Annotated in this window: 22 protein-coding genes; 4 read left to right on the top strand and 18 right to left on the bottom strand. The window is 70.2% G+C overall.

What is annotated here, in order from left to right; all coding sequences use genetic code 11:
- Positions 1–60: 60 nt before the first annotated feature.
- The 11 genes from accD to FHT38_RS08350 form a co-directional block, all read right to left on the bottom strand.
- On the bottom strand, positions 61–933 hold the full coding sequence (gene accD, locus FHT38_RS08400; protein WP_091724322.1) for an acetyl-CoA carboxylase, carboxyltransferase subunit beta: 873 nt from the start codon (positions 931–933) through the stop codon (positions 61–63).
- A 52-nt stretch (positions 934–985) separates the two neighbouring features.
- Positions 986–1,783: a tryptophan synthase subunit alpha gene (gene trpA / locus FHT38_RS08395; RefSeq protein WP_183491217.1), complete on the bottom strand. Its 798-nt coding sequence runs from the start codon at positions 1,781–1,783 to the stop codon at positions 986–988.
- On the bottom strand, positions 1,780–3,054 hold the full coding sequence (gene trpB / locus FHT38_RS08390; RefSeq protein WP_404935724.1) for a tryptophan synthase subunit beta: 1,275 nt from the start codon (positions 3,052–3,054) through the stop codon (positions 1,780–1,782). The genes trpA and trpB overlap by 4 nt, the downstream gene beginning before the upstream one ends.
- A gap of 87 nt (positions 3,055–3,141) precedes the next feature.
- Positions 3,142–3,777, bottom strand: a complete 636-nt coding sequence (locus tag FHT38_RS08385; RefSeq protein ID WP_183491213.1) for a phosphoribosylanthranilate isomerase — start codon at positions 3,775–3,777, stop codon at positions 3,142–3,144.
- A gap of 43 nt (positions 3,778–3,820) precedes the next feature.
- Complete coding sequence (gene truA / locus FHT38_RS08380) at positions 3,821–4,603, bottom strand: tRNA pseudouridine(38-40) synthase TruA (RefSeq protein ID WP_183491211.1); 783 nt, start codon at positions 4,601–4,603, stop codon at positions 3,821–3,823.
- 84 nt (positions 4,604–4,687) lie between these two features.
- Positions 4,688–7,342 carry a FimV/HubP family polar landmark protein gene (locus FHT38_RS08375; protein WP_310737361.1) on the bottom strand — a complete coding sequence of 885 codons (2,655 nt, stop codon included), beginning with the start codon at positions 7,340–7,342 and terminating at the stop codon, positions 4,688–4,690.
- Between the two features lie 340 nt (positions 7,343–7,682).
- Complete coding sequence (asd, locus tag FHT38_RS08370) at positions 7,683–8,813, bottom strand: aspartate-semialdehyde dehydrogenase (protein ID WP_183491209.1); 1,131 nt, start codon at positions 8,811–8,813, stop codon at positions 7,683–7,685.
- Positions 8,814–8,941: 128 nt separating this feature from the next.
- A complete protein-coding gene (leuB, locus tag FHT38_RS08365; protein ID WP_183491206.1) occupies positions 8,942–10,060 on the bottom strand; it encodes a 3-isopropylmalate dehydrogenase in 1,119 nt (372 codons plus the stop codon).
- A 7-nt stretch (positions 10,061–10,067) separates the two neighbouring features.
- A complete protein-coding gene (gene leuD, locus FHT38_RS08360; protein WP_183479104.1) occupies positions 10,068–10,718 on the bottom strand; it encodes a 3-isopropylmalate dehydratase small subunit in 651 nt (216 codons plus the stop codon).
- A gap of 23 nt (positions 10,719–10,741) precedes the next feature.
- Complete coding sequence (gene leuC, locus FHT38_RS08355; protein ID WP_147241613.1) at positions 10,742–12,178, bottom strand: 3-isopropylmalate dehydratase large subunit; 1,437 nt, start codon at positions 12,176–12,178, stop codon at positions 10,742–10,744.
- Positions 12,179–12,211: 33 nt separating this feature from the next.
- The gene (locus tag FHT38_RS08350; protein WP_091724312.1) at positions 12,212–13,186 is read right to left on the bottom strand and encodes a LysR family transcriptional regulator; all 975 of its coding nucleotides are present in this window, start codon (positions 13,184–13,186) and stop codon (positions 12,212–12,214) included.
- Between the two features lie 224 nt (positions 13,187–13,410).
- Between FHT38_RS08350 and FHT38_RS08345 the strand changes: the two genes are divergently transcribed.
- Both FHT38_RS08345 and FHT38_RS08340 read left to right on the top strand, forming a co-directional pair.
- Entirely contained in the window at positions 13,411–14,568 is a 1,158-nt protein-coding gene (locus FHT38_RS08345; RefSeq protein ID WP_183491204.1) for a lytic polysaccharide monooxygenase, read from the top strand.
- Between the two features lie 140 nt (positions 14,569–14,708).
- Positions 14,709–16,565, top strand: a complete 1,857-nt coding sequence (locus FHT38_RS08340) for a hemolysin D (protein ID WP_183491202.1) — start codon at positions 14,709–14,711, stop codon at positions 16,563–16,565.
- Positions 16,566–16,583: 18 nt separating this feature from the next.
- On the opposite strand, the gene FHT38_RS08335 is transcribed toward FHT38_RS08340, so the two are convergent.
- The 3 genes from FHT38_RS08335 to FHT38_RS08325 form a co-directional block, all read right to left on the bottom strand.
- Positions 16,584–18,266: an NAD(P)/FAD-dependent oxidoreductase gene (locus FHT38_RS08335; RefSeq protein WP_091724309.1), complete on the bottom strand. Its 1,683-nt coding sequence runs from the start codon at positions 18,264–18,266 to the stop codon at positions 16,584–16,586.
- A gap of 123 nt (positions 18,267–18,389) precedes the next feature.
- Complete coding sequence (locus tag FHT38_RS08330) at positions 18,390–18,554, bottom strand: hypothetical protein (RefSeq protein ID WP_175538227.1); 165 nt, start codon at positions 18,552–18,554, stop codon at positions 18,390–18,392.
- 164 nt (positions 18,555–18,718) lie between these two features.
- Positions 18,719–18,937: a hypothetical protein gene (locus FHT38_RS08325; protein ID WP_091724308.1), complete on the bottom strand. Its 219-nt coding sequence runs from the start codon at positions 18,935–18,937 to the stop codon at positions 18,719–18,721.
- Between the two features lie 215 nt (positions 18,938–19,152).
- On the opposite strand from FHT38_RS08325, the gene FHT38_RS08320 reads away from it, so the two are divergent.
- Both FHT38_RS08320 and FHT38_RS08315 read left to right on the top strand, forming a co-directional pair.
- The gene (locus tag FHT38_RS08320; protein ID WP_183491200.1) at positions 19,153–19,533 is read left to right on the top strand and encodes a hypothetical protein; all 381 of its coding nucleotides are present in this window, start codon (positions 19,153–19,155) and stop codon (positions 19,531–19,533) included.
- 225 nt (positions 19,534–19,758) lie between these two features.
- Positions 19,759–20,199: a hypothetical protein gene (locus FHT38_RS08315; RefSeq protein ID WP_254783400.1), complete on the top strand. Its 441-nt coding sequence runs from the start codon at positions 19,759–19,761 to the stop codon at positions 20,197–20,199.
- Between the two features lie 49 nt (positions 20,200–20,248).
- Here the strand turns inward: FHT38_RS08315 and FHT38_RS08310 are convergent, their stop codons facing one another.
- The 4 genes from FHT38_RS08310 to FHT38_RS08295 form a co-directional block, all read right to left on the bottom strand.
- Positions 20,249–20,845 carry a GAF domain-containing protein gene (locus tag FHT38_RS08310; protein WP_091724306.1) on the bottom strand — a complete coding sequence of 199 codons (597 nt, stop codon included), beginning with the start codon at positions 20,843–20,845 and terminating at the stop codon, positions 20,249–20,251.
- A 66-nt stretch (positions 20,846–20,911) separates the two neighbouring features.
- Positions 20,912–22,216 (bottom strand): cyclopropane-fatty-acyl-phospholipid synthase family protein, encoded by a 1,305-nt coding sequence (locus tag FHT38_RS08305; RefSeq protein ID WP_183491198.1) that lies wholly within the window; start codon positions 22,214–22,216, stop codon positions 20,912–20,914.
- Positions 22,217–22,248: 32 nt separating this feature from the next.
- A complete protein-coding gene (locus FHT38_RS08300; protein WP_183491196.1) occupies positions 22,249–23,085 on the bottom strand; it encodes a DUF1365 domain-containing protein in 837 nt (278 codons plus the stop codon).
- Positions 23,082–24,491 (bottom strand): NAD(P)/FAD-dependent oxidoreductase, encoded by a 1,410-nt coding sequence (locus FHT38_RS08295; protein ID WP_183491194.1) that lies wholly within the window; start codon positions 24,489–24,491, stop codon positions 23,082–23,084. Before FHT38_RS08295 ends, FHT38_RS08300 begins: the two co-directional genes overlap by 4 nt.
- Positions 24,492–24,735 lie beyond the last annotated feature (244 nt).

The raw sequence follows: 24,735 nt of genomic DNA, 5'->3' as shown, positions 1-24,735 counted from the left end.
CGGGAGGGGTCTGGCCGTGCTGAGGACCGGAACCGCCGCGGGCGGTTCGGCGGCGCGCCGTCAGGCGACCGCGTCGGCGCTCTGGCGCTGCAGGATGGCCAGGTTGCGGGCCACGACCTCGCGCAGCTTGCGGCGGTCCACGATCATGTCGATCGCGCCCTTCTCCATCAGAAACTCGGCGCGCTGGAAGCCGGCGGGCAGCTTCTCGCGCACGGTGTTCTCGATCACGCGCGGGCCCGCGAAGCCGATCAGCGCCTTGGGCTCGGCGATGACGATGTCGCCGACGAACGCGAAGCTCGCCGAGACGCCGCCCATCGTCGGGTCGGTCAGCACGCTGATGTAGGGGAGCTTGGCCTTGGCCAGGCGCGTCAGCGCCGCGTTGGTCTTGGCCATCTGCATCAGCGAGAGCAGCCCTTCCTGCATCCGCGCGCCGCCGGTGGCGGTGAAGCAGATGAAGGGGGTCTTCTGCTCCAGCGCGGTCTCGACGCCGCGCGCGAAGCGTTCGCCGACCACGGAGCCCATCGAGCCGCCCATGAAGTCGAACTCGAAGCAGGCGGCGACGACCGGGATGCTCATCACCGCGCCGCCCATGACGACCAGCGCGTCGGTCTCGCCGGTGTTCTCCAACGCTTCCTTGAGGCGGTCGGGATACTTCTTGCTGTCCTTGAACTTCAGCGCGTCGACCGGCAGCACCTCCTGGCCGACCTCGTAGCGCCCTTCCCCGTCCAGGAACGCGTCCAGGCGGGCGCGGGCGCCAATGCGGTGGTGGTGGCCGCACTTCGGGCAGACGTTGACGTTCTGCTCGAGGTCGGTCTTGTAGAGCACCGTCTCGCAGGACGGGCACTTGATCCACAAGCCTTCCGGCACCGTGCGGCGCTGGTCGGGGTCGGTCTGCTGGATCTTGGGCGGAAGAAGTTTCTCAAGCCAACTCATGGCGGGCTCCTATGTCTGTCGCGAAACGCGAAAGCGGGGCAGATTGCCCCGCTCAGGCGTCCAGCGCGGCGCGGATGTCTCGGATGAAGGCCGCAGCCTGGATCGCGACATTATCCCTGGATTGCAGCTCGATCAGCTGAACCAGGGCCGAACCGATCACCACCGCGTCCGCATGCCGGGCCACGGCGGCGGCCGTCGCCCCGTCACGGATGCCGAAACCCACGCCCAGCGGCACCTTCACGTGCCGGCGCAGGCGCGGCATGGCATCGGCGACGGCGCCGGTGTCCAGGTGGCCGGCGCCGGTCACGCCCTTGAGCGAGACGTAATAGACGTAGCCGCTGGCCAGCCGGCCCAGACGCTCGACGCGCTCGTCGGTGGAAGTCGGCGCCAGCAGGAAGATCGGATCCAGTCCCTTGGCCTTGAGCGCGGTGGCGAAGGCCTCGCACTCCTCGGGCGGATAGTCGACCACCAGCACGCCATCGACACCGGCGGCCTGGGCCTCGGTGACGAAGCGCTCCAGGCCGAAGCGCTCGACCGGATTCGCGTAGCCCATCAGCACGACCGGCGTGTCCGCATCCTGCTGGCGGAAGGCGCGCACCATCTCCAGCACATGGGTCAGCGTGATGCCCTTCTGCAGCGCGCGCTCGCTGGCGCGCTGGATGACGGGGCCGTCGGCCATCGGATCGGAGAAGGGCACGCCCAACTCGATGACGTCGGCGCCGGCCTGGGCCATCGCCAGCATCAGCTCGACCGTCACGTCGGCATACGGATCGCCGGCGGTGACGTAGGGAATCAGCGCCTTGCGGCCCGCGGCGGCCAGCCGCTCGAACGTGGCCTGGATGCGGCTCATTGGGCACCTCCCTTCACGGCGTGGCCGGCCATCGAGGGCCGGTCGAAATACTCGGCGCCCGACAGGTCGGCGACGGTGCCGATGTCCTTGTCGCCGCGGCCTGACAGGTTCACCAGCAGATGCTGGTCGGGGCGCATCGTCGGCGCGAGCTTGATCGCATGCGCGAGCGCGTGGCTCGATTCCAGCGCCGGGATGATGCCCTCGGTGCGGCACAGCCGATGGAAGGCGGCGAGTGCCTCGGCATCAGTGGCGCCGACGTACTCGGCGCGGCCGATGTCCTTCAGATAGGCGTGCTCGGGCCCGACGCCGGGATAGTCCAGGCCGGCGGAGATCGAATGGGTCTCGATGATCTGCCCGGCATCGTCCTGCAGCAGGTAGGTGCGATTGCCATGCAGCACGCCCGGCGAACCCGCGCTCAGCGTGGCCGCGTGCTTGGGTGTGTCGACGCCCTGCCCCGCCGCCTCGACGCCGATCAGGCGCACGTCCTGGTGTGGGATGTAGGGATAGAAGATGCCGATCGCGTTGCTGCCGCCGCCGACGCAGGCGATGACCGCATCGGGCTGCTTGCCGGTCATCTGCGGCATCTGGACCAGGCATTCGTCGCCGATGATGCGCTGGAAGTCTCGGACCATCATCGGATACGGATGCGGGCCGGCCACGGTGCCGATGATGTAGAAGGTCGACTCGATGTTGGTGACCCAGTCGCGCATCGCCTCGTTGAGCGCGTCCTTGAGTGTCTTGGAGCCGGACTCCACCGGCACGACGGTCGCGCCCAGCAGGTTCATCCGGTAGACGTTGGGCGACTGGCGCTTCACGTCCTCCGAGCCCATGTAGACGACGCACTCCATGCCATAGCGGGCGCAGATCGTGGCGGTGGCCACGCCGTGCTGGCCGGCGCCGGTCTCGGCGATGACGCGCTTCTTGCCCATGCGGCGCGCCAGCAGCGCCTGGCCGATGGTGTTGTTGACCTTGTGCGCGCCGGTGTGGTTCAGGTCCTCCCGCTTGAGGAAGATCTGCGCGCCGCCCAGCTCACTGCTCAGGCGCCGGGCGTGATAGATCGGGCTCGGACGGCCGACGAAATGGGCCAGCTCGTACTGGAACTCGCGGATGAACTCCGGATCCTGGCTGTAGCGGGCGTAGGCCTCGTTCAGTTCGTCGAGCGCATGGATCAGCGTCTCGGCGACGAAGCGGCCACCGTAGTAGCCATGGGCGTTGGCGGTCGGCACGGGGCCGAAACGGCCTTGCGCGTCGGGCTGCGCATAGCCGGCCAGCGGTCCCGTGACGAACGGGATCGAATCGGGGATGGTCTTGGACATGAGGGGTTCTCTATGAGGATGCCCGCGCGCTTCGAAGCGGAATCAGGCCGACTTCAGGCGGTCGGCCTCGCGCACGGCATCGCAGAACTGGCGGATCTTCACGGCGTCCTTGAGGCCCTTGGCGGCCTCCACGCCGGAGCTGACGTCAACGGCCCAGGGCCGGACCTGCCGCACGCCATCGATCACGTTGGCTGCACTCAACCCACCAGACAAAACGACCGGAGAGGGAACGCTTGGAGGCAGCAGTGACCAATCGAAGACCTTTCCGCCTCCACCGTAGCCGTCGACGAAGGCGTCGACCAGCACGGCCTGGGCGCGGGAGAAACGAGTCGCGAAGTCTAGCAAATCGAAGCCCGGCGCCATGCGCGCCGCGCGCAGATAGGGGCGCGACCAGCGGTCGCAGTCCTCGGGCGACTCGTCGCCGTGGAACTGCAGCGTCAGCGTCGGGATCGCGGCCAGCGCCGCTTCGATCGCCGCGGGCTCGGCGTTGACGAACAGGCCCACCGGCGTCACGAACGGCGGCAGGCGCCGCGCCAACTCGGCGGCGCGCGCGACGCTCACGGCGCGCGGGCTCTTCTCGTAGAACACCAGACCGATCGCGTCGGCGCCGGCCTCGACGGCGGCATCGACATCGGCTTCGCGGGTCAGGCCGCAGATCTTGATTCGGGTTCGGCTCATGGGACGCCAGTCTAGGCAGGTTCTCGGACGGCGAGGACTCCGCTCACGGCAACCAGTCCATCGCGGCGGTGTGCCGCGGCAGGTTCAGGTGGTCGTCGTAGGTCGGGCCGACGAAGTACAGCCCGTCCGGCGGGAAGGTCGGCGCCGCCGCGTCGCGCGAGCGCGCCGCCAGCACCTCGTCCATCCACGCGGGCGGTTTCTGTCCGGCACCGACCGCGACCAGGCAGCCCATGATGTTGCGGATCATGTGATGCAGGAAGGCGATGCCGTCGAACTCGAAGCGCCAGTAGGCGCCGCGCTTCTCGATGCGGATGCCGTGCAGGATCTTCACCGGCGAGGCGGCCTGGCACTCCGACGAGCGGAAGGAGCTGAAGTCATGCTCGCCGACCAGGCGCGAGGCCGCTTCGCGCATCGCCTCGCCATCCAGCGGGCGGAAGGTCCACCCCACCCCGCCGGCCTGGATGGACGGACGCACGTTGGACTCCAGCAGCAGGAACCAGTAGCGGCGGCCGCGCGCCCAGTTGCGCGCATGGAAGTCCTCGCCGGGAAAGGCGGCCCATTGGATCGCGATGTCGCGCGGCAGGTAGCGGTTGACGCCACGCACCCAGGAGAAGGCTTCGCGCGCCACCGGCGAGTCGAAGTGGACCACCTGGTTGAGCCCATGGACGCCGGTGTCGGTGCGGCCGGCGCAGATGGTGCGGATCGGTTGCGCGACGAACTGCGCCAGCGCCGCTTCCAGCGCGTCCTGCACCGTGCCGCCGCCGGGCTGGCTCTGCCAGCCCTTATAGGCTTCGCCGCGATAACTCACGCCCAGCGCCACGCGCATGCAGGTCTCCGAACTCGAAAGGAAGCCGCCAAAAAGAAAAGGCGCCCGGCCAGGCCGAGCGCCTTGTCGTGAACCGGCCGCAGTTTAGCGAAGCTGGTCCAGCATCTGCTGAGCGCGGTCGCGCACCGGACCGGAGGCCTTGCCGACCAGCTCCTGCAGCACGTCGCGCGCGCCTTCGGTATCGCCGATCTGGCGGAACTCCTCGGCCAGCTCCAGCTGACGCTGCAGCGCCTCGTCGTCGTTCGGGTCGATGCTGTCCAGGTCGACGCCCAGGTCATCCAGGCTCATCGTGTCCGGGGTCGACCGGGTGTCCGGCAGCGCGTCCAGGGCCGGCAGGTCGATCGAGGCGATGTCCTGGGTCTCGAACGACTGGCCCGCCTTCCCATGGCTCGCCGGCGCGTCGGACGGCAGGTCCAGGTCGATGCTCGACAGGTCGAAGTCCAGCGACGACGGATCGTGCGCGGGCGCCGGGGCCGGCGCGCCGCCCAGGTCGTCCAGGTCACCGAGGTCGAACTCCAGCTCGCGGGCATTGGACGGGGCCGGAGCCGCCGGCGGCGTGCTCAGGTCCAGATCCATGTTCATCGGCGCCTGGCTGGCGGACGACGGCAGCGCCTGCGTGGCGGCCATGGCCGGTGCCGGTGCGGGCGGCGACGCCAGGTCCAGGTCGAGGTCCAGGTCCATCAGGCTGGACGGACCGCTGTCGCGCGGCGCGGTGGCGGCGGCGGTCGCCGCGGCACGGGCGATCGCGCCGCTACCCGGGTGCGCGAGGCCCGCGGCGGGCAGCGTGCTGGCGTTCATCGGCTCGGGGCGCTCATCGTCGCTCTCGAACATCGTCGGCGCGCCGCCGGGCTGGTACAGCGGATTCTCCGGATCGACCTGGCGGCCGAGTTCCTGCACCTTGGTCCAGTCCTCGCCCTGCCCCTTGGTCTCGGCGTAGAGCTGCACGGCCAGTTGCTCGAAGCCCTTGATGTCGCGGCGCTTGCCGTAGACCTCGAGCAGCTTCAGGCGGATGGCCAGGCGTTCGGGATTGGCGCGCAGCGCTTCCTTCAGGATTTCCTCGGCCTGCAGGTCGCGGCCGTAGGCCAGGTAGACATCGGCCTCGGCGACCGGGTCCACGTCGCCGATCGCGTCGAGCTGGCTCAGCGAGTAGCTCATCGACGACTGGCCGGTGGTCGACGCGTCACGGGTGTCGACGCGCTGGCCGCCGCTATGGCCGAAAAAAGAATCCGGCGCCAGGCGGCTCTCGGCGAAGGCGGTCTCCGAGCGGGAGGCCGCGTCGCGGCGGGCGCGCCAGCGGTTGTAGCCGATGCCGCCGGCGATCACCGCCAGCGCCGCGACCAGCGCGGGCAGGTAGTCGCCGAGCGAGTCCAGGAAGCCGGGCTCCTCCGGTTCCGGGTGCGGCGCGGGCACGGCGCGCGGCGCCGACGCGGCGACCGGACGCGAGGCCGGCGCTTCGGCCACGGCGGCCGAGGCCGGCGCGGACGCGGCGGCGGGCGCCTCCGAAGCGGGCGGCACGTTCGCGGCCACGCTCACCGGCGGCGTCACCACCGGGGCGGGCGCTGGCGCGGGAGCGGGGGCAGGCGCCGGAGCGGGCGCGGGGGCCGGTGCGGCGGCGGTTGTCGTCGGCGCGGACGGCTTCGCGGCGGCGGAGAGCTTCTTCAGCTCCTCGACGTTGCGGGTCAGCTCGGCGACGCGCGCCGCCGAATCCTTCTTCTCGGTGTCCTTGGACACCTTGGCCTCGCCGCCGGTGGCGACGTTGGGCTTGCTCAGGGTCAGCTTGTCGGGCGTGGCGGAGGTCGCCGGCTTGCGGTCCTCGACGGCCGCCTGCACCGAGCCCTTGGCCTGGCGGGCGTTCTCGTCGGGCTTGAGCGTCGGCGCGGCTTCGGCCAGGCGCTGGCGGTAACCGCCAAAGTCACTGCTCTGCGCCTGGATGACGCGGCGCGCCTCCTGCGGCGTGATCGACTGGACCGACTCGCTGCCCGGCACCGACAGCACCGCGCCGGACTTCAGCCGGTTCATGTTCTGGCCGATGAAGGCGTCGGGGTTGCTGCGGTACAGGCCGACCAGCATCTGGTCCAGCGACACGCCCGCGGGCTGGGTGCGCGAGGCGATGCGCGACAGCGTGTCGCCCGGCTTGACGGTGTATTCGGAATCGCCCGTGGCCGGCGCCGGAGCGGCCGGTGCAGCGGACGGGGCCGGTGCGGGACGCGGCGTGCGCGCGGTCACGGCCGGCGCGGGCGGCTGGCTGACCGGGGTGGCCGGCGCGGAAGACACCGGCGCCTGCGTGCGCGCGGTCGCCGGCGACGGCGCGGGCGCCGAGATCACCGGCGAGGTGGTCGGTTCGGCCGGACGCGCGACGTTGTTGCTCGGCGGATCGAACAGCAGCGTGAACTCGCGGGTCAGGCGGCCGCTGGACCAGTTCACCTCGAGAATGACGTCGACGAAGGGCTCCTGCACCGCGCGGTCGCTGGACAGGCGCAGGTAGGGGCGTCCGTCGGAACGGCGGGCCAGCTGCACCTGCGTGTTGGCCAGCACCGCGTTGTAGTCCAGGCCCGAGGCGCGATAGGACTCCGGCGGCGCGACGCGCAGCTTCAGCGAACTCGCTTCTTCAGGGCTCAGGCTGCTGACGTCGATCTCGGCGCGCAGCGTTTCGCCGAGCGCCGACTGGACCGTCAGTTTCCCCAGTCCCAGACCCCAGGCGGAGCCCGCCGCCAGTCCCAACGCGGTGACCGCGGCCACCTGGCTCAGCGCAAAACGCGCATATGCGCTCGCATGTTTTTTCAAGGCGTCCCCCAAAGCAACAAAGCGGCCCACCCGGAGGACCGCTCGTCATGACGTATTGTTGTTGTGCGACTCATGCGCCGCGCAGGCTCCCTGCCCATCCCGCGGTAGAAAATCACAACGGTGGCAAGCATATACGCATCGTTGCTGAGGTAGCTCATGAATAACATCCATGAGCCAGCCTCGATTCACAGGTGGTTACGGCCTTGTCGCTAGAAGGCAACGCGAGCGCCGTGCTCGCTTTCCCTCATCGGAGCGAAAAAAAGCGGTGGCACGCCACCGCTTCCCGACCCCTGGCTCAGCGATCCAGCAGGATCCTCAGCATCCGGCGCAGCGGCTCCGCCGCGCCCCACAGCAACTGGTCACCGATCGTGAACGCGCCCAGGTAGTCCGGGCCCATCGCCAGCTTGCGCAGGCGGCCCACCGGGATGGTCATCGTGCCGGTCACGGCCACGGGCGTCAGGTCCTTGATCGTGGCCTCGCGGGTGTTGGGGACGACCTTCACCCACTCGTTGTCGGCGGCGATCATGGCCTCGATGTCGGCCAGCGGCACGTCCTTCTTCAGCTTGAAGGTCAGCGCCTGCGAGTGGCAGCGCATCGCGCCCACGCGCACGCAGAAGCCGTCGACCGGCACGGCCGGCGAGCCGAAGCCCTCGCCCTGGCCGAGGATCTTGTTGGTCTCGGCCATGCCCTTCCACTCTTCCTTGGAGGTGCCGTTGCCCAGGTCCTTGTCGATCCAAGGGATCAGCGAGCCGCCCAGCGGCACGCCGAAATTGGCGGTTTCCTCGGCCGACAGCGAACGCTGCTTGGCGATGACCTGGCGGTCGATCTCGAGGATCGCGCTCTTGGGGTCGTCCAGCAGCGGACGCACGGCGGCGTTGAGCGTGCCGTACTGGGTCAGCAGCTCGCGCATGTGCTGCGCGCCGCCGCCCGAGGCCGCCTGGTAGGTCTGCGTGGACATCCACTCGACCAGGCCGGCCTTGTACAGCGCGCCCACGCCCATCAGCATGCAGCTGACGGTGCAGTTGCCGCCGATCCAGTCCTTGCCGCCCTTGGCCAGCGCGTTCTTGATCACCGGCATGTTGACCGGGTCCAGCACGATCACGGCGTTGTCGGCCATGCGCAGCGAGGACGCGGCGTCGATCCAGTGGCCGTTCCAGCCCGCGGCGCGCAGCTTGGGGTAGATCTCGTTCGTGTAGTCGCCACCCTGGCAGGTGATGATGATCTCGCAGCGCTTGAGCTGCTCGATGTCGAAGGCGCTCTGCAGCGCGGTCTCGTTCTTCGCGAACGACGGGGCGGTGCCGCCGGCGTTCGAGGTGCTGAAGAACAGCGGCTCGATCAGGTCGAAATCGCGCTCCTGCGCCATGCGGTCCATCAGCACGGAGCCGACCATGCCGCGCCAACCCACCAGTCCAACCAAAGTCGTCATTTGCGTTCCTTGAAGAGGCCCGGCACTGCTGGCCGGGCATGTCGCCCAAACACCGTCACAAACCCTGGGGAGCCTGCCCGGCTCGCTTCGCCGGGTTTGTGAGTGGGGGCGAGACGAACCGGAGCGGACTAGCTCTTGATGGTTTTGGTCGTGGTAATGGTGGTCGTGCCCTTGCTGGACGCAATGGCGGCGACGACGGCATCACCCATCTCGCGCGTGCTCACCTTCTGGGTGCCCTCGCTCCAGATGTCCGCGGTACGCAGACCCTGGGCCAGCACGGACTGAACCGCCGACTCGATGCGAGCGGCGGCTTCGGGCTGGTTGAGGGAGAACTTGAGCATCATGGCAGCGGACAGGATTGTAGCCAGCGGATTGGCAATCCCCTTTCCTGCTATGTCTGGCGCGCTGCCATGACTCGGTTCGTACAGGCCTTTGTTGTTCTTGTCCAACGAGGCACTGGGCAGCATGCCGATCGAGCCGGTCAGCATGGCGGCCTCGTCCGACAGGATGTCGCCGAACATGTTGCCGGTCACGACCACGTCGAACTTCTTGGGCGCCTTGACCAGCTGCATCGCGGCGTTGTCGACGTACATGTGCTCGAGCTCGACGTCCGGATACTGCTGATGGACCTCGGTCACGACGTCCTTCCAGAACTGGAAGGTCTCCAGCACGTTGGCCTTGTCCACCGAGGTCACCTTGCGGTTGCGCTTGCGCGCGGCCTGGAAGGCCACATGGGCGATGCGCTCGATCTCGGGACGCGAGTAGCGCATCGTGTCGAAGGCCTCCTCGGCGCCGGGGAAGTGGCCGTCGACGGCGGTGCGGCGGCCGCGCGGCTGACCGAAATAGATGTCGCCGGTGAGCTCGCGGATGATCAGGATGTCCAGGCCCGCGACGAGTTCCGGCTTGAGGCTGGACGCATGGGTCAGCTGCTCATAGCAGATCGCGGGACGGAAGTTGGCGAACAGGCCCAGCGCCTTGCGCAGGCCCAGGATCGCCTGCTCGGGGCGCAGCGCGCGCTCGAGCTTGTCGTACTTCCAGTCGCCGACGGCGCCGAACAGCACCGCGTCCGCCGCCTGCGCCAGCTTGAGCGTGGCCTCGGGCAGCGGATGGCCGGCGGCCTCGTAGGCGGCGCCGCCCACGGGCGCGCTTTCCATCTCCAGCGGCAGGTCCAGGACCTTCAGGACCTTGACGGCCTCCGCGACGATTTCGGTGCCGATGCCATCACCGGGCAGGACTGCGATCTTCATGGGGTCCTCAGCGAGTAATTCGGTTGTTGAGCCACGGCTTGGTGGCGATGCGTTCGGCCTCGAAGGCCTTGATCTTGTCGGCGTGACGCAGCGTCAGGCCGATGTCGTCGAAGCCGTTGAGCAAGCAGTACTTGCGGAACGGCTGCACGTCGAAGGGCAGCTCCTCGCCATCGGGCTTGACGACGACCTGGCGCTCCAGGTCCACGGTCAGCTGGTAGCCCGGGAAGGCGAAGACCTCGTCGAACAGGCGCGCGACCTGGCTCTCGGGGAGCACGATCGGCAGCACGCCGTTCTTGAAGGTGTTGTTGAAGAAGATGTCGGCGAAGCTGGGCGCGATCAGCGCGCGGAAGCCGTACTGCTGCAGCGCCCAGGGCGCGTGCTCGCGGCTGGAGCCGCAGCCGAAGTTGCCGCGCGCGATCAGGATCGAGGCGCCCTGGTAGCGCGGCTGGTTCAGCACGAAGTCCGGATTGGGCTTGCGCGAGGCCGGATCCTGGCCCGGCTCGCCGTGATCGAGGTAGCGCCACTCGTCGAAGAGATTGGGGCCGAAGCCGCTGCGCTTGATCGACTTCAGGAATTGCTTGGGGATGATCGCGTCGGTGTCGACGTTCTCGCGATCCATCGGGGCCACGAGGCCCTTGTGCACGGTGAACTTGTCCATGTGTTGCTCCTGCGTCCGGGCGCTCAGGCCAGGCGTCGCACGTCGACGAAGTGACCTTCCATCGCGGCGGCCGCGGCCATCGCGGGGCTGACGAGGTGGGTGCGGCCGCCGGCGCCCTGACGACCTTCGAAGTTGCGGTTGCTGGTCGAGGCGCAGCGCTCGCCCGGCTCGAGCCGGTCGGCGTTCATCGCCAGGCACATCGAGCAGCCCGGCTCGCGCCATTCGAAGCCCGCGGCCTTGAAGATCTGGTCCAGGCCTTCGGCCTCCGCCTGCGCCTTCACCAGGCCGGAGCCCGGCACCACCAGCGCCAGCTTGACGTTGCTGGCCACGCGGCCGCCCAGGCGCTTGACCACGGCCGCGGCCTCGCGCATGTCCTCGATGCGGCTGTTGGTGCAGCTGCCGATGAAGACCTTGTCGATGCGGATGTCGTTGATCGCCTTGTTGGGCTCCAGCGCCATGTACTGCAGCGCGCGCTCGATGGCGCCGCGCTTGACGGCGTCCTTCTCCTTCTCGGGATCGGGCACGCGATCCTCGATGGACAGGACCATCTCGGGCGAGGTGCCCCAGGTCACCTGCGGGCGGATCTGCGTCGCGTCCAGCTCGACGACCGCGTCGAAGGTCGCGCCTGGATCGGAGTGCAACGTGCGCCAGTACTGCACGGCCTGGTCCCACTCGACGCCGGTGGGCGTGAACGGACGGCCCTTGACGTACTGGATCGTCGTGTCGTCGACGGCGATCAGGCCGGCGCGCGCGCCCGCCTCGATCGCCATGTTGCAGACGGTCATGCGGCCTTCCATCGACAGCGCGCGGATTGCGCTGCCGGCGAACTCGATGGTGTAGCCCGTGCCGCCGGCGGTGCCGATGCGGCCGATGATGGCCAGCACGATGTCCTTGGCGCCGACGCCCGGCATGACCTGGCCCTCGACCTTGATCAGCAGATTCTTGGCCTTCTTGGCCAGCAGCGTCTGCGTGGCCAGCACGTGCTCGACCTCGGAAGTGCCGATGCCATGCGCCAGCGCGCCGAAGGCGCCATGGGTCGAGGTGTGGCTGTCGCCGCAGACGACGGTCATGCCGGGCAGCGTGGCGCCCTGCTCCGGGCCGATCACGTGGACGATGCCCTGGCGCTTGTCGCTCATCTTGAACTGCGTGATGCCGAAGCGGTCGCAGTTCTTGTCCAGCGTGTCGACCTGCAGCCGCGAGACCGGGTCGGCGATGCCCTGGCTGCGGTCGGTGGTGGGCACGTTGTGGTCGCTGACGGCCAGGTTGGCCGACAGGCGCCAGACCTTGCGGCCGGCCAGGTCCAGGCCCTCGAAGGCCTGCGGGCTGGTGACTTCGTGGACCAGGTGGCGGTCGATGTACAGGACGGCGGTGCCGTCCTCCTCGGTGTGCACCACGTGCTCGTCCCAGAGCTTGTCGTAGAGGGTGCGTGGCGCACCAGCGTTGGCGATGTTGGCGGTCATGGGATGGCTCTCCATCACTTCAGGAATGGCGCTTCACCGGGAAGCGCCCTTGGAAACGGGGGTCGACGAGGTCGCGGGCGAGGCCGGGGTAGAGGCCGGGGTCGAGGCGGACGCTTCGCCCCGGGCCGCCGGGCACAGCGCGTCGACGAAGCGCTGCACGACGGTGGGCAGCCGCTCCTGGCGGGCCACGCCCAGCACGTAGTCGCGCTGGGCCCAGGCTTCATCGAGCGCCAGCCGGCGGACGTCGAAGACCTGGGCGAAACGGCGCGCCGGAGCGTCCGGCAGCACCGCGACGCCCATGCCGGCCTCGACCAGCTGGGCGATCGCATCGAAGCCGCGCACCTGCAGCCGCGCCTTCAGCGTGCGACCGCGGGTCATGGCCTCCTGCATCATGAGTTCCTGCGCCGCGGCCCCGCTGTGCAGGCCGACGAGGTCGTGATCCAGCAGGTCGTCGAAGCTGACCGACTCGCGCCCCGCCAGCTCGTGCGCCGCCGGCACCAGCACCGCCAGCCGGCCGGTGCGGTAGGACCAGGTCTGCAGCCGGTTGTCCAGCAGCGGCGTCGTGAAGACGCCCACGTCGGCGCGGCCTTCGGCCACGGCGGCCTGGACTTCGGCGCTGGTCTGGTCCTCGAGGCTGATGCGGATCTGCGGATGGGCCTGGGAGAACGCGGCCAGGTCGGGCGGCAGCGCCTCGGCGATCGCGCCGGCGTTGGCGGCGATGCGCAGGTGGCCCTTGATGCCGCGGGCGAATTCGACGACCTCGCTCTCCAGCGCGTGCAGCGACGCATGCAGCGAGCGGATGTGGCGGACCAGCGCCCGGCAGGCCTCGGTGGGCTCGACGCCGCGGGCGCGGCGCTCGAAGAGCTGCACGCCCAGCCGGGTTTCCAGGTCGGAGATCCGCTTGCTGGCCGCGGCCAGCGCCAGATGTTCGCGCTCGGCCCCGCGGGTGATGGAGCGGGTCTGTTCGATCGCCAACACGAGGTTCAGGGTGGTGAGGTCGAGGCGCATGGTGGGGCGGCGGCTGGGTTGCACTGTAGCCTTCGCTCAGAGAGCAAGACTCTGGGCGTTCATGATAATTCCTTCGCCCGAAACGAAAGCTCAAAAATTTTCAGCCACGGCCGTTACCGTTGTTTAGCTTGTATTGGTCTGCCTCAGGTCCTATGGTGGTCCTGCTTTGGTGTGGTGTCGGGCCACTTCATCGAGGCATTCCACTTCTCAATCAGGAGACTTGCATGCAATCCCGAGCCCGAACCGCTGGCGCCTGGTCGCTGGCCGCGTTGTCGACCACCGTGACCGCGCTGACCGCGATCGTCGCCCCGAGCACCGCGTTCGCCCATGGCGCGCCCGAATTCCCGATCTCGCGCCAGTACAACTGCTTCAAGAACCCCTCTTTGCCGGCCTGCCAAGCGGCGATCGCCTATGGCGGTGAACAGGCGATCTATGACTGGAACGGGGTCAACCAAGCCAACGCCAACGGCAATCACAAGGCGGTGGCGCCGGACCTGAAGATCTGCGCCGGCGGGCAGGAGAAGTTCAAGGGCTTCGACCTGGCGCGGGCGGACTGGCCCGCCACGGCCTACTCGCCGGGCGCGGATGGGAAGTACGAGTACCGCTACAACGCGACCGCGCCGCACCGCTCGCTGAACTGGACCTTCTTCCTCACGCGCGACGGCTGGAACCCGGCGACATCGCCGCTGCGCTGGTCGGACCTGGAGCAGGTGCAGCAACTTGGCCCGGACCAGATCGTCACCAGCGGCAAGACCATCTACACGATGAAGCTCACGCTGCCCAAGCGCACCGGCCGGCATGTGCTGTTCTCGGCCTGGCAGCGCTCCGACAGCACCGAAGCGTTCTATGCCTGCTCCGACATCGACTTCGGCGGCGGCACGACGCCTCCGGGCACACCCTCGGACCTGAAGCAGATCGGCCAGGTGTCGGCGGCGCAGGACCTGCCGTCGGGCAGCACGGTGAAGCTGCGCGTGTTCAACGGCGCGGGCAACGACCTGGAGACGACCTCGATCACGCTGACCGCGGCGGCGACGAAATCGGCGTGGCTCGGCCAGATCGCGACGAAGGTCAACCAGAGCTCCGCCTATCTCAAGATCGGCACGCTGCAGGGCGGCGTCGTGGTCGTGCCCGGCGGCGCGACGGTGATGGACGTGTACCTGCAGAACGCCAATTCGGGCGCGAGCTACGCGATGGACGCCCTCCTGCCGACGACGCCCCCGACCACGCCGCCCGGCACGACCTGGACCGAAGGCGCGAGCTACACGGTCGGCCAGGTAGTGAGCTACCAGGGACGCTCCTACCGCTGCCTGCAGGCGCACACGGCCTACGTGGGTGCGGGCTGGACGCCGGCGAGCTCGCCCACGCTGTGGCAGGCGCTCTGATGACCGCGCGCTGAGTCCTCCCCGCGCCGGACCGAGGCCCGGCTCGGACATTCCGAGGCCCCGCCCCGGTCCGGCGCCGGGTGCCTCGGAAGGCCCGCGGGCCGAGAGTGGCTCCACCCTTTCACGTGGAGGCTCTCACCATGGCACTGCCCACCCCGGCCGACCGCCGGCCGCTCCCGTCCTCGACCCGGGCCGCCGCGGCTCATCCTGGCACCTCGACCGGCCGCGCGCCCGCAGGACCGCCCCGCGAGCGCTGGCGGCGGCCCGCCCGGCCGCCATGGCCGCGATGGGGCCTCTGGCCGCTGGCGCTGGCGATCGCCACGGCGCTGCCGCCGGCGGTCACCTACGCCTTCACGCAAAGCGGTGCCGGGGTGGTCCTGGGCAACGGCATCCCGATGGGCCATGAATGGCTGACGCGGCTGGCGGCGCTGGAGCTGACCGGCGGCGATCCCATCATGCCGACCGACCCGCAGGACCCGCGGCGCAACTGGACGCAGGGACGGGCGAAGAACCTGGACCTGAGCGGCGCGTCGACGCAGGCCGAGCTGGCCCGGCTGCGCGCCCTGCCCTATCCGGACCAGCGCTACCAGTCGACTTACCGGTTCGTCTTCGACGCCATCCTGGGCGAGCGCTGGGTGGACCTGGGCGGCACCAATGTCGCCAAGGGTCATCTGGACCAGTTCAACTGCTTCGACGCGGTGGCGCAGGAGCCGCCGGACGTCCAGTACGACCACTTCATGCGCCGCTACGACGACCGCAACGGCGACGGCGGCGTGAATGCCGCGCAGCAGTCGCGCCAGCGCTTCGTGCGGTACTTCGTGGCGGCCGCGATGGCGCCGCGCGCGCAGATGCGGACCTGGGACGGCGGCGCCTACAGCACGTCCTACACCGTGGACCGCAACTACTACCTGATGGGCCGGGCGGCGCACCTGCTGCAGGACTCCTTCAGCACCGAGCACACGGTCCGCGACCCTGGCTCCAACCTGGAGCGCCTGCTGCAGGTCAAGAGCTACCTGTGCGCGGCCGGCTCCGAACAGCACACCCATGACAACGGGCAGTTGCTGACCTACGCGAGCGGCGACGTCATCTGGCGTCCCGGCACGCAGCTGCAAGGCGGCTGGTCCGGCTACAAGCCCAGCAACATGAAGGTGCCGGCGCTGGTCGCGCTGGAGGCCAGCAAGGACCTGTGGGCCGCATTCATCCGCACGATGGGCACGCCCTACGGCCAGCGCGAGGCCAAGGCGAATGAGGAGGCCGAGGCGATCGCCAGGAACTGGATGAGCTTCGACGACCAGGCGATGCAGGCCTGGTACGACGAGCCGGCCCACCGCGACGCCACCTACGTGCTGGCGCAGAACCAGCGCGGACCTGGTCGCAGCGTGGCGGACTGCATGCGCGGCCTGGGCGAGCCCTCCGGCGACCAGATGGTGCGCGTGCGCCAGCTCGAGGAGGCTCGCAGGCAATGCCTGTTCAACATCGAGGCGCAGGACGGCTATGGCGACCTGGCCGATCCACAGCTGCGCCTGCCCTTCTATTGGCGGTGGAAGGACCAGAGCTGGCTGCCGGCGCCTGAGAACTGGCAGCCGCCCATCCCCGCGGCGGACAGCGGGAACCGGGTGCGCCTGCGCAGCCTGGCCAACCAGCAGACGATGACGGCGCCCGACGGACTGGTCGACAACGCCTGGCTCTACAACCGGGCCGGGACGCCGGTGGAGTTCGTCCAGGTGTCCGGCGCCGGGGGCGCCTCCTGGTTCCGGGCGGCGGACCAGAGCGACCTGTTCCTGAGCTATCGCGCCGCGACCGGCGCGGTGAAGCTGTACGCGTCGCCGGCCGAGGCCTCGTTCAGCGTGGCCCCGGCGCGAGCCGGCATGGGGCTGCGCAACCTCTACTGGAACCAGTATCTGTGGCTGTCCGGCGAGTCGCCCTACCTCACCCGCAGCGGCGATCCCAACCAGCCCAGTGGGCAGTGGTCGCTGGACCCGTCGCCGCCACGCTGAGCGGCCGGCGCAGGCGCTTCAGTCGAGGAGGCCCAGCATGGACTTGCCCACCGCCTCCGCCACCTCGATGCCGTCCACGCCGGCGGACATGATGCCGCCGGCGTAACCGGCGCCCTCGCCAGCCGGGAACAGGCCGCGCACGTTCAGGCTCTGGTAGTCCTTGCCGCGCGTGATGCGCAGCGGCGAGGACGTGCGCGTCTCCACGCCGGTCAGCACCGCGTCGTTCATCGAGAAGCCGCGGATCTGGCGCTCGAAGGCGGGCAGCGCCTCGCGGATCGCGTCGAGCGCGTACTCGGGCAGGCTGCCGAAGCCCTTCTGCTGCAGATCGGTCATCGTGACGCCCGGCTTGTAGCTCGGCTCGACGCCGCCCAGCGCGGTGCTGCGCTGGCGCTTGATGAAGTCGCCCACCAGGCCGGCCGGCGCCTTGTAGCCGCCCTCGCCCAGCTCGTAGGCGCGCGACTCCCAATAACGCTGGAACGCGAAGCCATCCAGCGGATTGACGGTGCTGCCGTCCTTCTTGCCGTCCTGGCGGTAGTCCTCGGGCGAGATGCCGACGACGATGCCGGCATTGGCATTGCGCTCGGCGCGGGAGTACTGGCTCATGCCGTTGGTGACGACCCGGTCCGGCTCCGAGGTCGCCGCCACCACCGTGCCGCCCGGGCACATGCAGAAGCTGTAGACCGAGCGGCCGTTCTTCGCGTGATGGACCAGCTTGTAGTCCGCGGCGCCCAGGAGGGGATGGCCGGCGTTGGGGCCGAAGCGCGCCTTGTCGATGATCGACTGCGGATGCTCGATGCGGTAGCCGATCGAGAACGGCTTGGCCTCCATGTAGACGCCGCGGGCGTGCAGCATCGTGAAGGTGTCGCGCGCGCTGTGGCCGAGCGCGACGACGACATGGTCCGCGCGAATCTGCTCGCCCGAGGCCAGCGTCACGCCGCGCACCTGGCGCTGGCCATCGGCGCCGGGCTCGATCAGCAGGTCGGTGACCTTCTGCTGGAAGCGGATCTCGCCGCCCAGGCGCTCGATCTCGGCCCGGATCTTGATGACCATGCTCACCAGGCGGAAGGTGCCGATGTGCGGCTTGCTGACGTAGAGGATCTCCTCGGGCGCGCCGGCCTTGACGAACTCCGTCAGCACCTTGCGGGTGAGGAAGCGCGGGTCGGAGATCTGGCTGTAGAGCTTGCCGTCGGAAAAGGTGCCGGCGCCGCCTTCGCCGAACTGGACGTTCGATTCCGGGTCCAGGACGCTCTCGCGCCACAGACCCCAGGTGTCCTTGGTCCGTTCGCGGACCTGCTTGCCGCGCTCCAGCACGATCGGCCGCAGGCCCATCTGGGCCAGGATCAGCGCGACGAAGATGCCGCAGGGGCCGAAGCCGATGACCACCGGACGCGGCCGCTCGCCGGCGTGGAAGTCGGCCGGCGCATGGCCGACGAACTGGTAGCGGGTGTCCGGCGACGGCTTGATGTGGGCGTCGCCGCCGTGGCGCTGCAGCAGCGCGGCCTCGGCGGCGGCGTCGCCGACCTCGCAGTCGACGGAATAGATCAGGACCATCGCGGTCTTCTTGCGCGCGTCATAGCTGCGCTTGAAGACGGTGAAGGCGGTGAGTTGCGCGTCGGGGATGCCGAGCCGCTGCAGGACGGCGGCGCGCAGCGCCTCCTCGGGGTGGTCGAGGGGCAGGCGGAGTTCGTTGATGCGGATCATGGCGATTGATCGGGCAGCAGGGCGAGGTCGCGGCGGGCGGCCGGACGTCGCAGAAAACAAAACAGGCCCCGCCGGGAGGCATGGGCCTGTTGTCGAGTCGCTGGGGTCTTGCTCCCCGCGACCTCAACCCGAGTGCGGACGCTTGCCCGGGTTCTTCTTCGAGCGGGTGTGCGAGCCGCGCTCGAGGCTGCTCTTCTGGCCGCGGTGCGTGGTGACGGTCACGCCCTTGGGCGCGGCGGGACGGGGGGAAGCCTTGCGGTCGGCTTCGGTGACGATCTTGTTGCCCATGTTGGCTCCGGTAATGAACGAGAGACACCTGCCCGAAGTCACAGACTCGCCGGCCTCGGGCCCGAGCGGGCGACCGGTTGCCTTGAGCAGCGTCGGAAATACGGTGAAGGGCGGGAGTTTACACGCGTCGCGCGCGGCTCGGCGCGGCGGCGCGGGTGCCCGGCTCAATCCAGCCCGTGACCGCCGGCATCCAGGGCGGGCGGGCGCAGCAGGTCGGCGTCCACGCCCATGACCTCGCTGGCGCGCTCGACCGCCTGCCAGAGCGCGGCGGGCATCGCCAGGATGTCCTCCGGCGTGTCGGAGCGGGCGATCCAGGCATCGATTTCCTGGTGCTGTTCCCGCGTGATCAGGTCGAGGTTCAACATCTCGTCGATGGTCTTCACGGCGGCCTCCTTCAGTCGTGCGGGTCTCAACGGCGAGTCCGGCGAGTCGCTCGCGCCAGGGTACCAGCCTCCCGCGACGCCCAAGCGGCAGTCGATCACGCATATCGCCCTGTCCATGCGCGTCCGTGCGCCGATCCCGCCAGGTCCACCGCCGTGCCGGGTCCGCCGATTGCCCGTGTTCCGACCCGCGAACGGAAAGTCGAAGGGATACGGCCATGAAACACCTCCGCATCGCCCTCATCACGGCGTCGGTGACCGTCGTCGCCGCGGCGGCCATCGCCCAGACGCAGGAACCGCCGCCCTCCTCGGCCGCGAGCCGCAAGCAGTCCGGCGTCGTGGGCCCACCGCTGGACGCGGCGCAGATCCAGCAACCGGCGGCGTCGACAGCCACGCCCGCTCCCACGCCCGCCCCTGCGGTCGCGCCGGCTCCTGTGGCTCCTCCGCCCGCCGCCGACACGCCCGAGCCCCGGCCGGAGGCCGCGGCCCCGTCCCGCGCCGAGCGCCCGAGCGCGCCCTCCAGCCGCCGGGCCAGCGGTCGCGTCACCGAGGCCGCCGAGCCCGCCGGCGCGCTGCCGATACGGCCCGACCGGAACTGACCGGCCGGCGCTTCGTCCTCGACGCCCCGTGCCTGGTCATACCGCGCCGCCCCGTCTCCCCTCCCCACCCGACGCATGAAGCCAGCCGCGCCCTCCCCCGATTCGCAAGCTCCCGCGCCGCCCACCCCTCCACGGGACCCTCGGCCCTCCGACGAGGACGCCGTCCCGCTGCTGCTGCGCGGCTTCTCGGTGGTGCATGCCGCGCTGGCGCTGCTGTTCACCGTCATGGCCTTGCTGCTGCTGGCCATCGCGGCGAAAGAAACCTGGATGGCGCTGCACCTGGACTGGAACGACGAGGCCGCGCAGTTGGTGATCGAGGCGATGGGCGTGCTGGCGGCCGCCGTGGTGGCGCTGCAGATCGCGCAGACGATCACCGAGGAAGAGGTGATCCGCAGCGCCCACATCAGCGCGCCCACGCGGGTGCGGCGTTTCCTGTCGCGCTTCATGGTGGTGATCGTGGTCGCGCTCGCGATCGAGGCGCTGGTGGCGACCTTCCGCTCGGCGCATTCGGACTCGACGCTGCTGCTGCACGCGGCGGCGATGGTGCTGGCGGTGGGTGCGCTGCTGACGGGCTGGGGGCTGTTCATCCGCCTGAACCGCGCCGCCGAGGAACTCGAGCCCGAGGCGATGCAGGAAGCCAAGCGGGAGGATCACAAGCTCAAGTGAGCGGGTCGCCCACCGGGCCGCCTGCCCCGCCGCCCCGAGGCCCAGTTGCTCAATCGTTCTCGAACGGCATCGTGTCCAGGAAGTCCTGCGCCTCGACCTTGCGGGCGACCAGGCGCGCGCAGCCCTTGAGCCGGGAGAGGTCCTCGGTCTGCAGGCCCGGGTTCGGGTGCGCGCTGAAGCAGCACACGGTGCCGAAGATGCGGCCGTCGGACAGCACGACCGGCGCGCTCAGGTGGGCGCCGATCGGGATCGGCGTCGGCGGCAGCTGCAGCGCCTCGGCCAGCGCCGACGCGTTCGTCATCAGCTGCGGCGCGCGTCCCTCGACGATGCGCTGGCAGTAGCTCTGCTCCAGCGGCGCCGAATCGCCCACCTGCACGCCAATCTCGGACTCGCCGTCGACGAAGCGGAACACCCGCTCGCCCTCCAGGAACTCGGACACGAACACCACGTCCATGCCCAGTTGCTCGCGCAGGCCGCGCAGCACCTGGGTGATGCGCGCGTCGAGCTCCGGATCGAAGCCGTCCGAGGTGGCGGCGAGCAGCTCGGAGATGGCGACATCGAGGGACTGGGCGGTGAACGGACGGTCGTACATCGGGGCGAAGGGTTGGAAGGAAGACGGCGGAGACAGGCGGTCGATGCTACTCATCCACCGCGCGGCGTCCCCGCGGCGCCAAGGCGCGCAGGTTACCGCGTGTAGCAGGACCTCGCGGCCTCAGGTGCCGCGCGTCAGGCGATACAGCCCCACGTCGACGCGTCCGGCCAGGAATCCCGCCTCGCAGTAGCTCAGGTAGTAGGTCCACAGCCGCTGGAACGGCAGGTCGAAGCCCTGCGCCTCGATCGCCGGCCACTCGGCCAGGAAGCGCCGGCGCCATTCCGCCAGCGTCCTCGCGTAATCGCGGCCGAAGCGGGCCTCGGTGTGGAAATCCAGCCCGGCGCGCGCCGCCTCCCGGGCCATGCGCTCGGGTGTGGGCAGCATGCCGCCGGGGAAGATGCAGCGTTGGATGAAGTCCGGACTGGCGCGATAGCGCTCGAAGTGCGCCTCGTCGATCGTGATGGCCTGCAGCACCGCCCGGCCGCCCGGCTTCAGCCGGTCCCGCAGGGTGGCGAAGTAGGTCGGCCAGTAGGCCTCGCCGACCGCCTCGATCATCTCGATGGAAACGATGCGATCGAAGCGCCCCTCGATGTCGCGGTAATCCTGCAGGCGCAGGTCGACCTGCGCGGCGACGCCCCACCCGGCCGCGCGCTGCCGCGCGAAGGCGAGCTGCTCGGTCGACAAGGTCACGCCGACGACCTCCACGCCGCAGCGCCGGGCGAGCGTCGCGGCCAGCGTGCCCCAGCCGCAACCGATCTCGAGCACCCGTTGACCCGCGCGCAGGTCCAGCAGCTCGACGATGCGGTCGAGCCGCCGCGCCTGCGCGGCCTCCAGCGACCCGTCGGATGGCGTCGCAGCCAGGCCTGCGCAGGACGCGTCCGCCGCGGCGAGCTCGTCCCCGTCGTACATCGCGCTCGAGTAGAGCATCGAGTCATCCAGCCACTTCGCGTAGAACCGGTTGCCCAGGTCGTAATGGGCGGCGATGTTGTGGCGGCTGCCGCGCCGCGTATTCGCATTGGCGCGATGGCGCCACCGCGAGAGCCAGCGCGCCGGGCCGCGCGTCGCGGTCACGCCGCCCAGCGCCGCCTCGTTGGCAACGCCGAACATCAGCAGCGCGGTCAGGTCGGGCGAGCTCCAGTCGTCGTCGCGGTAGGAGAACGCCAGCCCGAGGTCGCCCTCCATCAGCAGGCGCAGCACCGGCCGCCACCGATGCAGGCGGAGTTCCGCGCGCGGTCCCGGCGCGGGGCCGGTGACCTCGAGCCGCCGGCCATCCGGCCAGATGAGCGTCAGGCGGCCATGCCGGACCCGCGCCAGCCACCGCCGCAGCGGCGCCTGCCACGCCGGGAGCGGATCGCCCGCCAGCGTGGCCGCCGACGACGGCACGTCGCGGGGCGCGGTCAGGATCGAACTGGTGTCGTGATGCATGAGGGTCTCGTGGGTCGGTCTCGGGAAGTCGGTCATGGCAAGGACGAAGGAACGTCTTCCCGCCGCACCACGGTCAGCGGCGAGGCCGGCGCGGCGGGCCGTTCATGCAGCCGCGCGCCCTTGAGCCACAGCCGCAGCGCCTCCCAATGGATGCCGGCGACGACCTTCAGCGTCAGCAGCGGATAGGCGACGAGCAATCGCAGCAACCGGGCGTCGGTCAGCGGCGCGCGGTGCGCGTCGAGCCGGGCATGCAGCACCGCGGCGCCGTCGGTCTCATGCACGCTGACGCCGATGGACATCGACTCGCGCGGCGGCTCGATGCGGAAGCGGTAGTGCAGCGCCATGCCAAGGAAGGGCGACACGTACAGCCGCTTGTCGCTGCGCTGCTCGATCAGCGGCGCGGCGCGCTGGGCCGGATCGACTTCGATCAGGTAGCTGTGCCGTTGGCCGAAGGTGTTGTTGACCTCGTAGAGGATCGCCAGCGGCGTGCCGTCCGGCGCGTCGCAGAACCACACGCTCAGCGGATTGAAGGCGTAGCCGAGCAGGCGCGGCATCGTCAGCAGCCGGACTGCGCCACCGGCGGGCAGGCCGGCCGCCGCGAGCTGCGCATCGATCCACGCGCGCAGCCCGGCCACGTCGCCGGCGCGGCCGTCGCCGTGGTCCGACGGACGGAAGCTGAAGAGGTTGAACCGCCCCAGCGAGAACCAGCGCAGCCGCGCATCGAGCGCCGGCAACTCGTCCAGGTCCAGCAGCAGCGAGAACATCCGGTAGCTCAGCCGATGACGCAGCGGTCGCAGCCGCTGGTGCATCACCCGGCCGAGGTAGAGCGCGGAGGCGCCCGGGGCGCTCGCGCCGTCTAGTGCGCTCATGCCACCACCCCGGCCCGGTCGGCCAGCCCGGCCGCGCCGCGCGGCAGGTGGATGCGGCCGGATTCGTCCGGCACCGACCAGGGCCGGCGCACGCCGCCCAGCGCCTCGGCCACCGCCAGGCCCGCCTGCAGGCCGTCCTCGTGGAAGCCCGATCCGAACCAGGCACCGCAGAACCAGGTGCGCTGCCGGCCCTGCAGCGACCAGAGCTCGCGTTGCGCGGCTATGCCGGCCGCGTCGAAGCGCGGATGCTCGTAGACCTCGGTGCGCAGCAGGTGATCGGGATGCGGCGGGACGGCCGGATTCAGCGTCACGAACAGCGGTTGCGCATCCGGCCCCTGCGGCAGGTGCGGCTGCAGCCGGTTCATCCAGTAGGTCACCGTCGGCGCCACCTGCCCGCTTTCACCTTGGCGCGAGGCGAGGTAGTTCCAGCTCGACCAGACCGCCCGGCGGCGCGGCATCAGCGCCGGATCGCGGTGCAGCACGGCCAGGTTGCGCGTGTAGGGAATGGCCCCGAGCAGGCGCCGCTCGGCGGCGCTGGGGGCGAGCAGCATGCGCAGCGACTGGTCCGCGTGCGTGGCCAGCACGACGTGGTCGAAGGGCGCGGTCCAGGCGCCGCGCCGGGTGCGCAGGCGCACGCCGTCCGGCTCGCGCGCGACGGCGATGACCGGCTCGTCGCGGTGGATGCGGTCGGCGAAGGACTGCGTCAGGCGTCGCACGTACTCGCGGCTGCCGCCCTCGACGGTGCGCCACACCGGCCGCCCGCTGACCCGCAGCAGGCCGTGGTTCTCGCAGAAGCGGACGAAGGCGGCCACCGGATAACGGCCGATGTCGGCGGCCGTCGAGGACCAGATCGCGGCGCCCATCGGGTACAGGTGGTCGTCGCGGAACGCGCGGCCGTAGCCGCGCGCGTCCAGGTAGTCGTCCAGCGCCAGGTCGCCGCTGGCCTGGGCGTCGCGCGGGGCTTCCCGGTAGAAGCGCAGCAGGTCGCGCAGCATCGACCAGAAGCGCGGACGCAGCAGGTTGGCGCGCTGGGCGAAAAGGCCGTTCAGGTCGGTGCCGGCGTATTCCAGCGCGCCGCCGTCCAGGCTCACCGCGAAGGACATGTCCGACGCGCGCGTCGGCACCGCCAGGTGGCGGAACAGCGCGCTCAGGTTGGGATAGGCCGGCTCGTTGTAGACGATGAAGCCGGTGTCCACCGGCACGCTCGCGCCCCGGTCCGGCGCGTCGACCGTGTGGCTGTGGCCGCCGATGCGGCCGTCCGCCTCGAAGACCTGGACGTCGTGGCGCCCCGACAGCAGCCAGGCGCAGGACAGCCCCGAGATGCCGGCGCCGACGACGGCGATGCGCAGCGGACGGCCGTCCGGGGGGCTGGGGAAGTCGGGCGGGAGGGTGTCTGGGCCGGGCATCGTCGCGTCCTGGGGTTTGGCGCTTCTACGCGAGCCGATCGGATTTGGATCGCCGGCCCGCGAACCGGCGAGCCTGCCCCGGCTTTCCCTGGGGCGAGGGTCGCCCGCATGGCGGTGGTGGCTCGGCCCGGCGATGATCCGATCCGCCGTCCGTCGCGTATCAGGGCCCATGGGTACCCCGCATCGCGACGATCCGACCTCCGCCCCGGCCTCCCCGCCGGGCGAGGCGGCGTCCCCGTCCGCC

Origin of the sequence: Mitsuaria sp. BK041, from assembly GCF_014193085.1 — a bacterium.
In the GTDB taxonomy this organism is placed as follows: Bacteria; Pseudomonadota; Gammaproteobacteria; order Burkholderiales; family Burkholderiaceae_C; genus Roseateles.
This window is presented reverse-complemented; position numbering and strand designations above follow the sequence as displayed.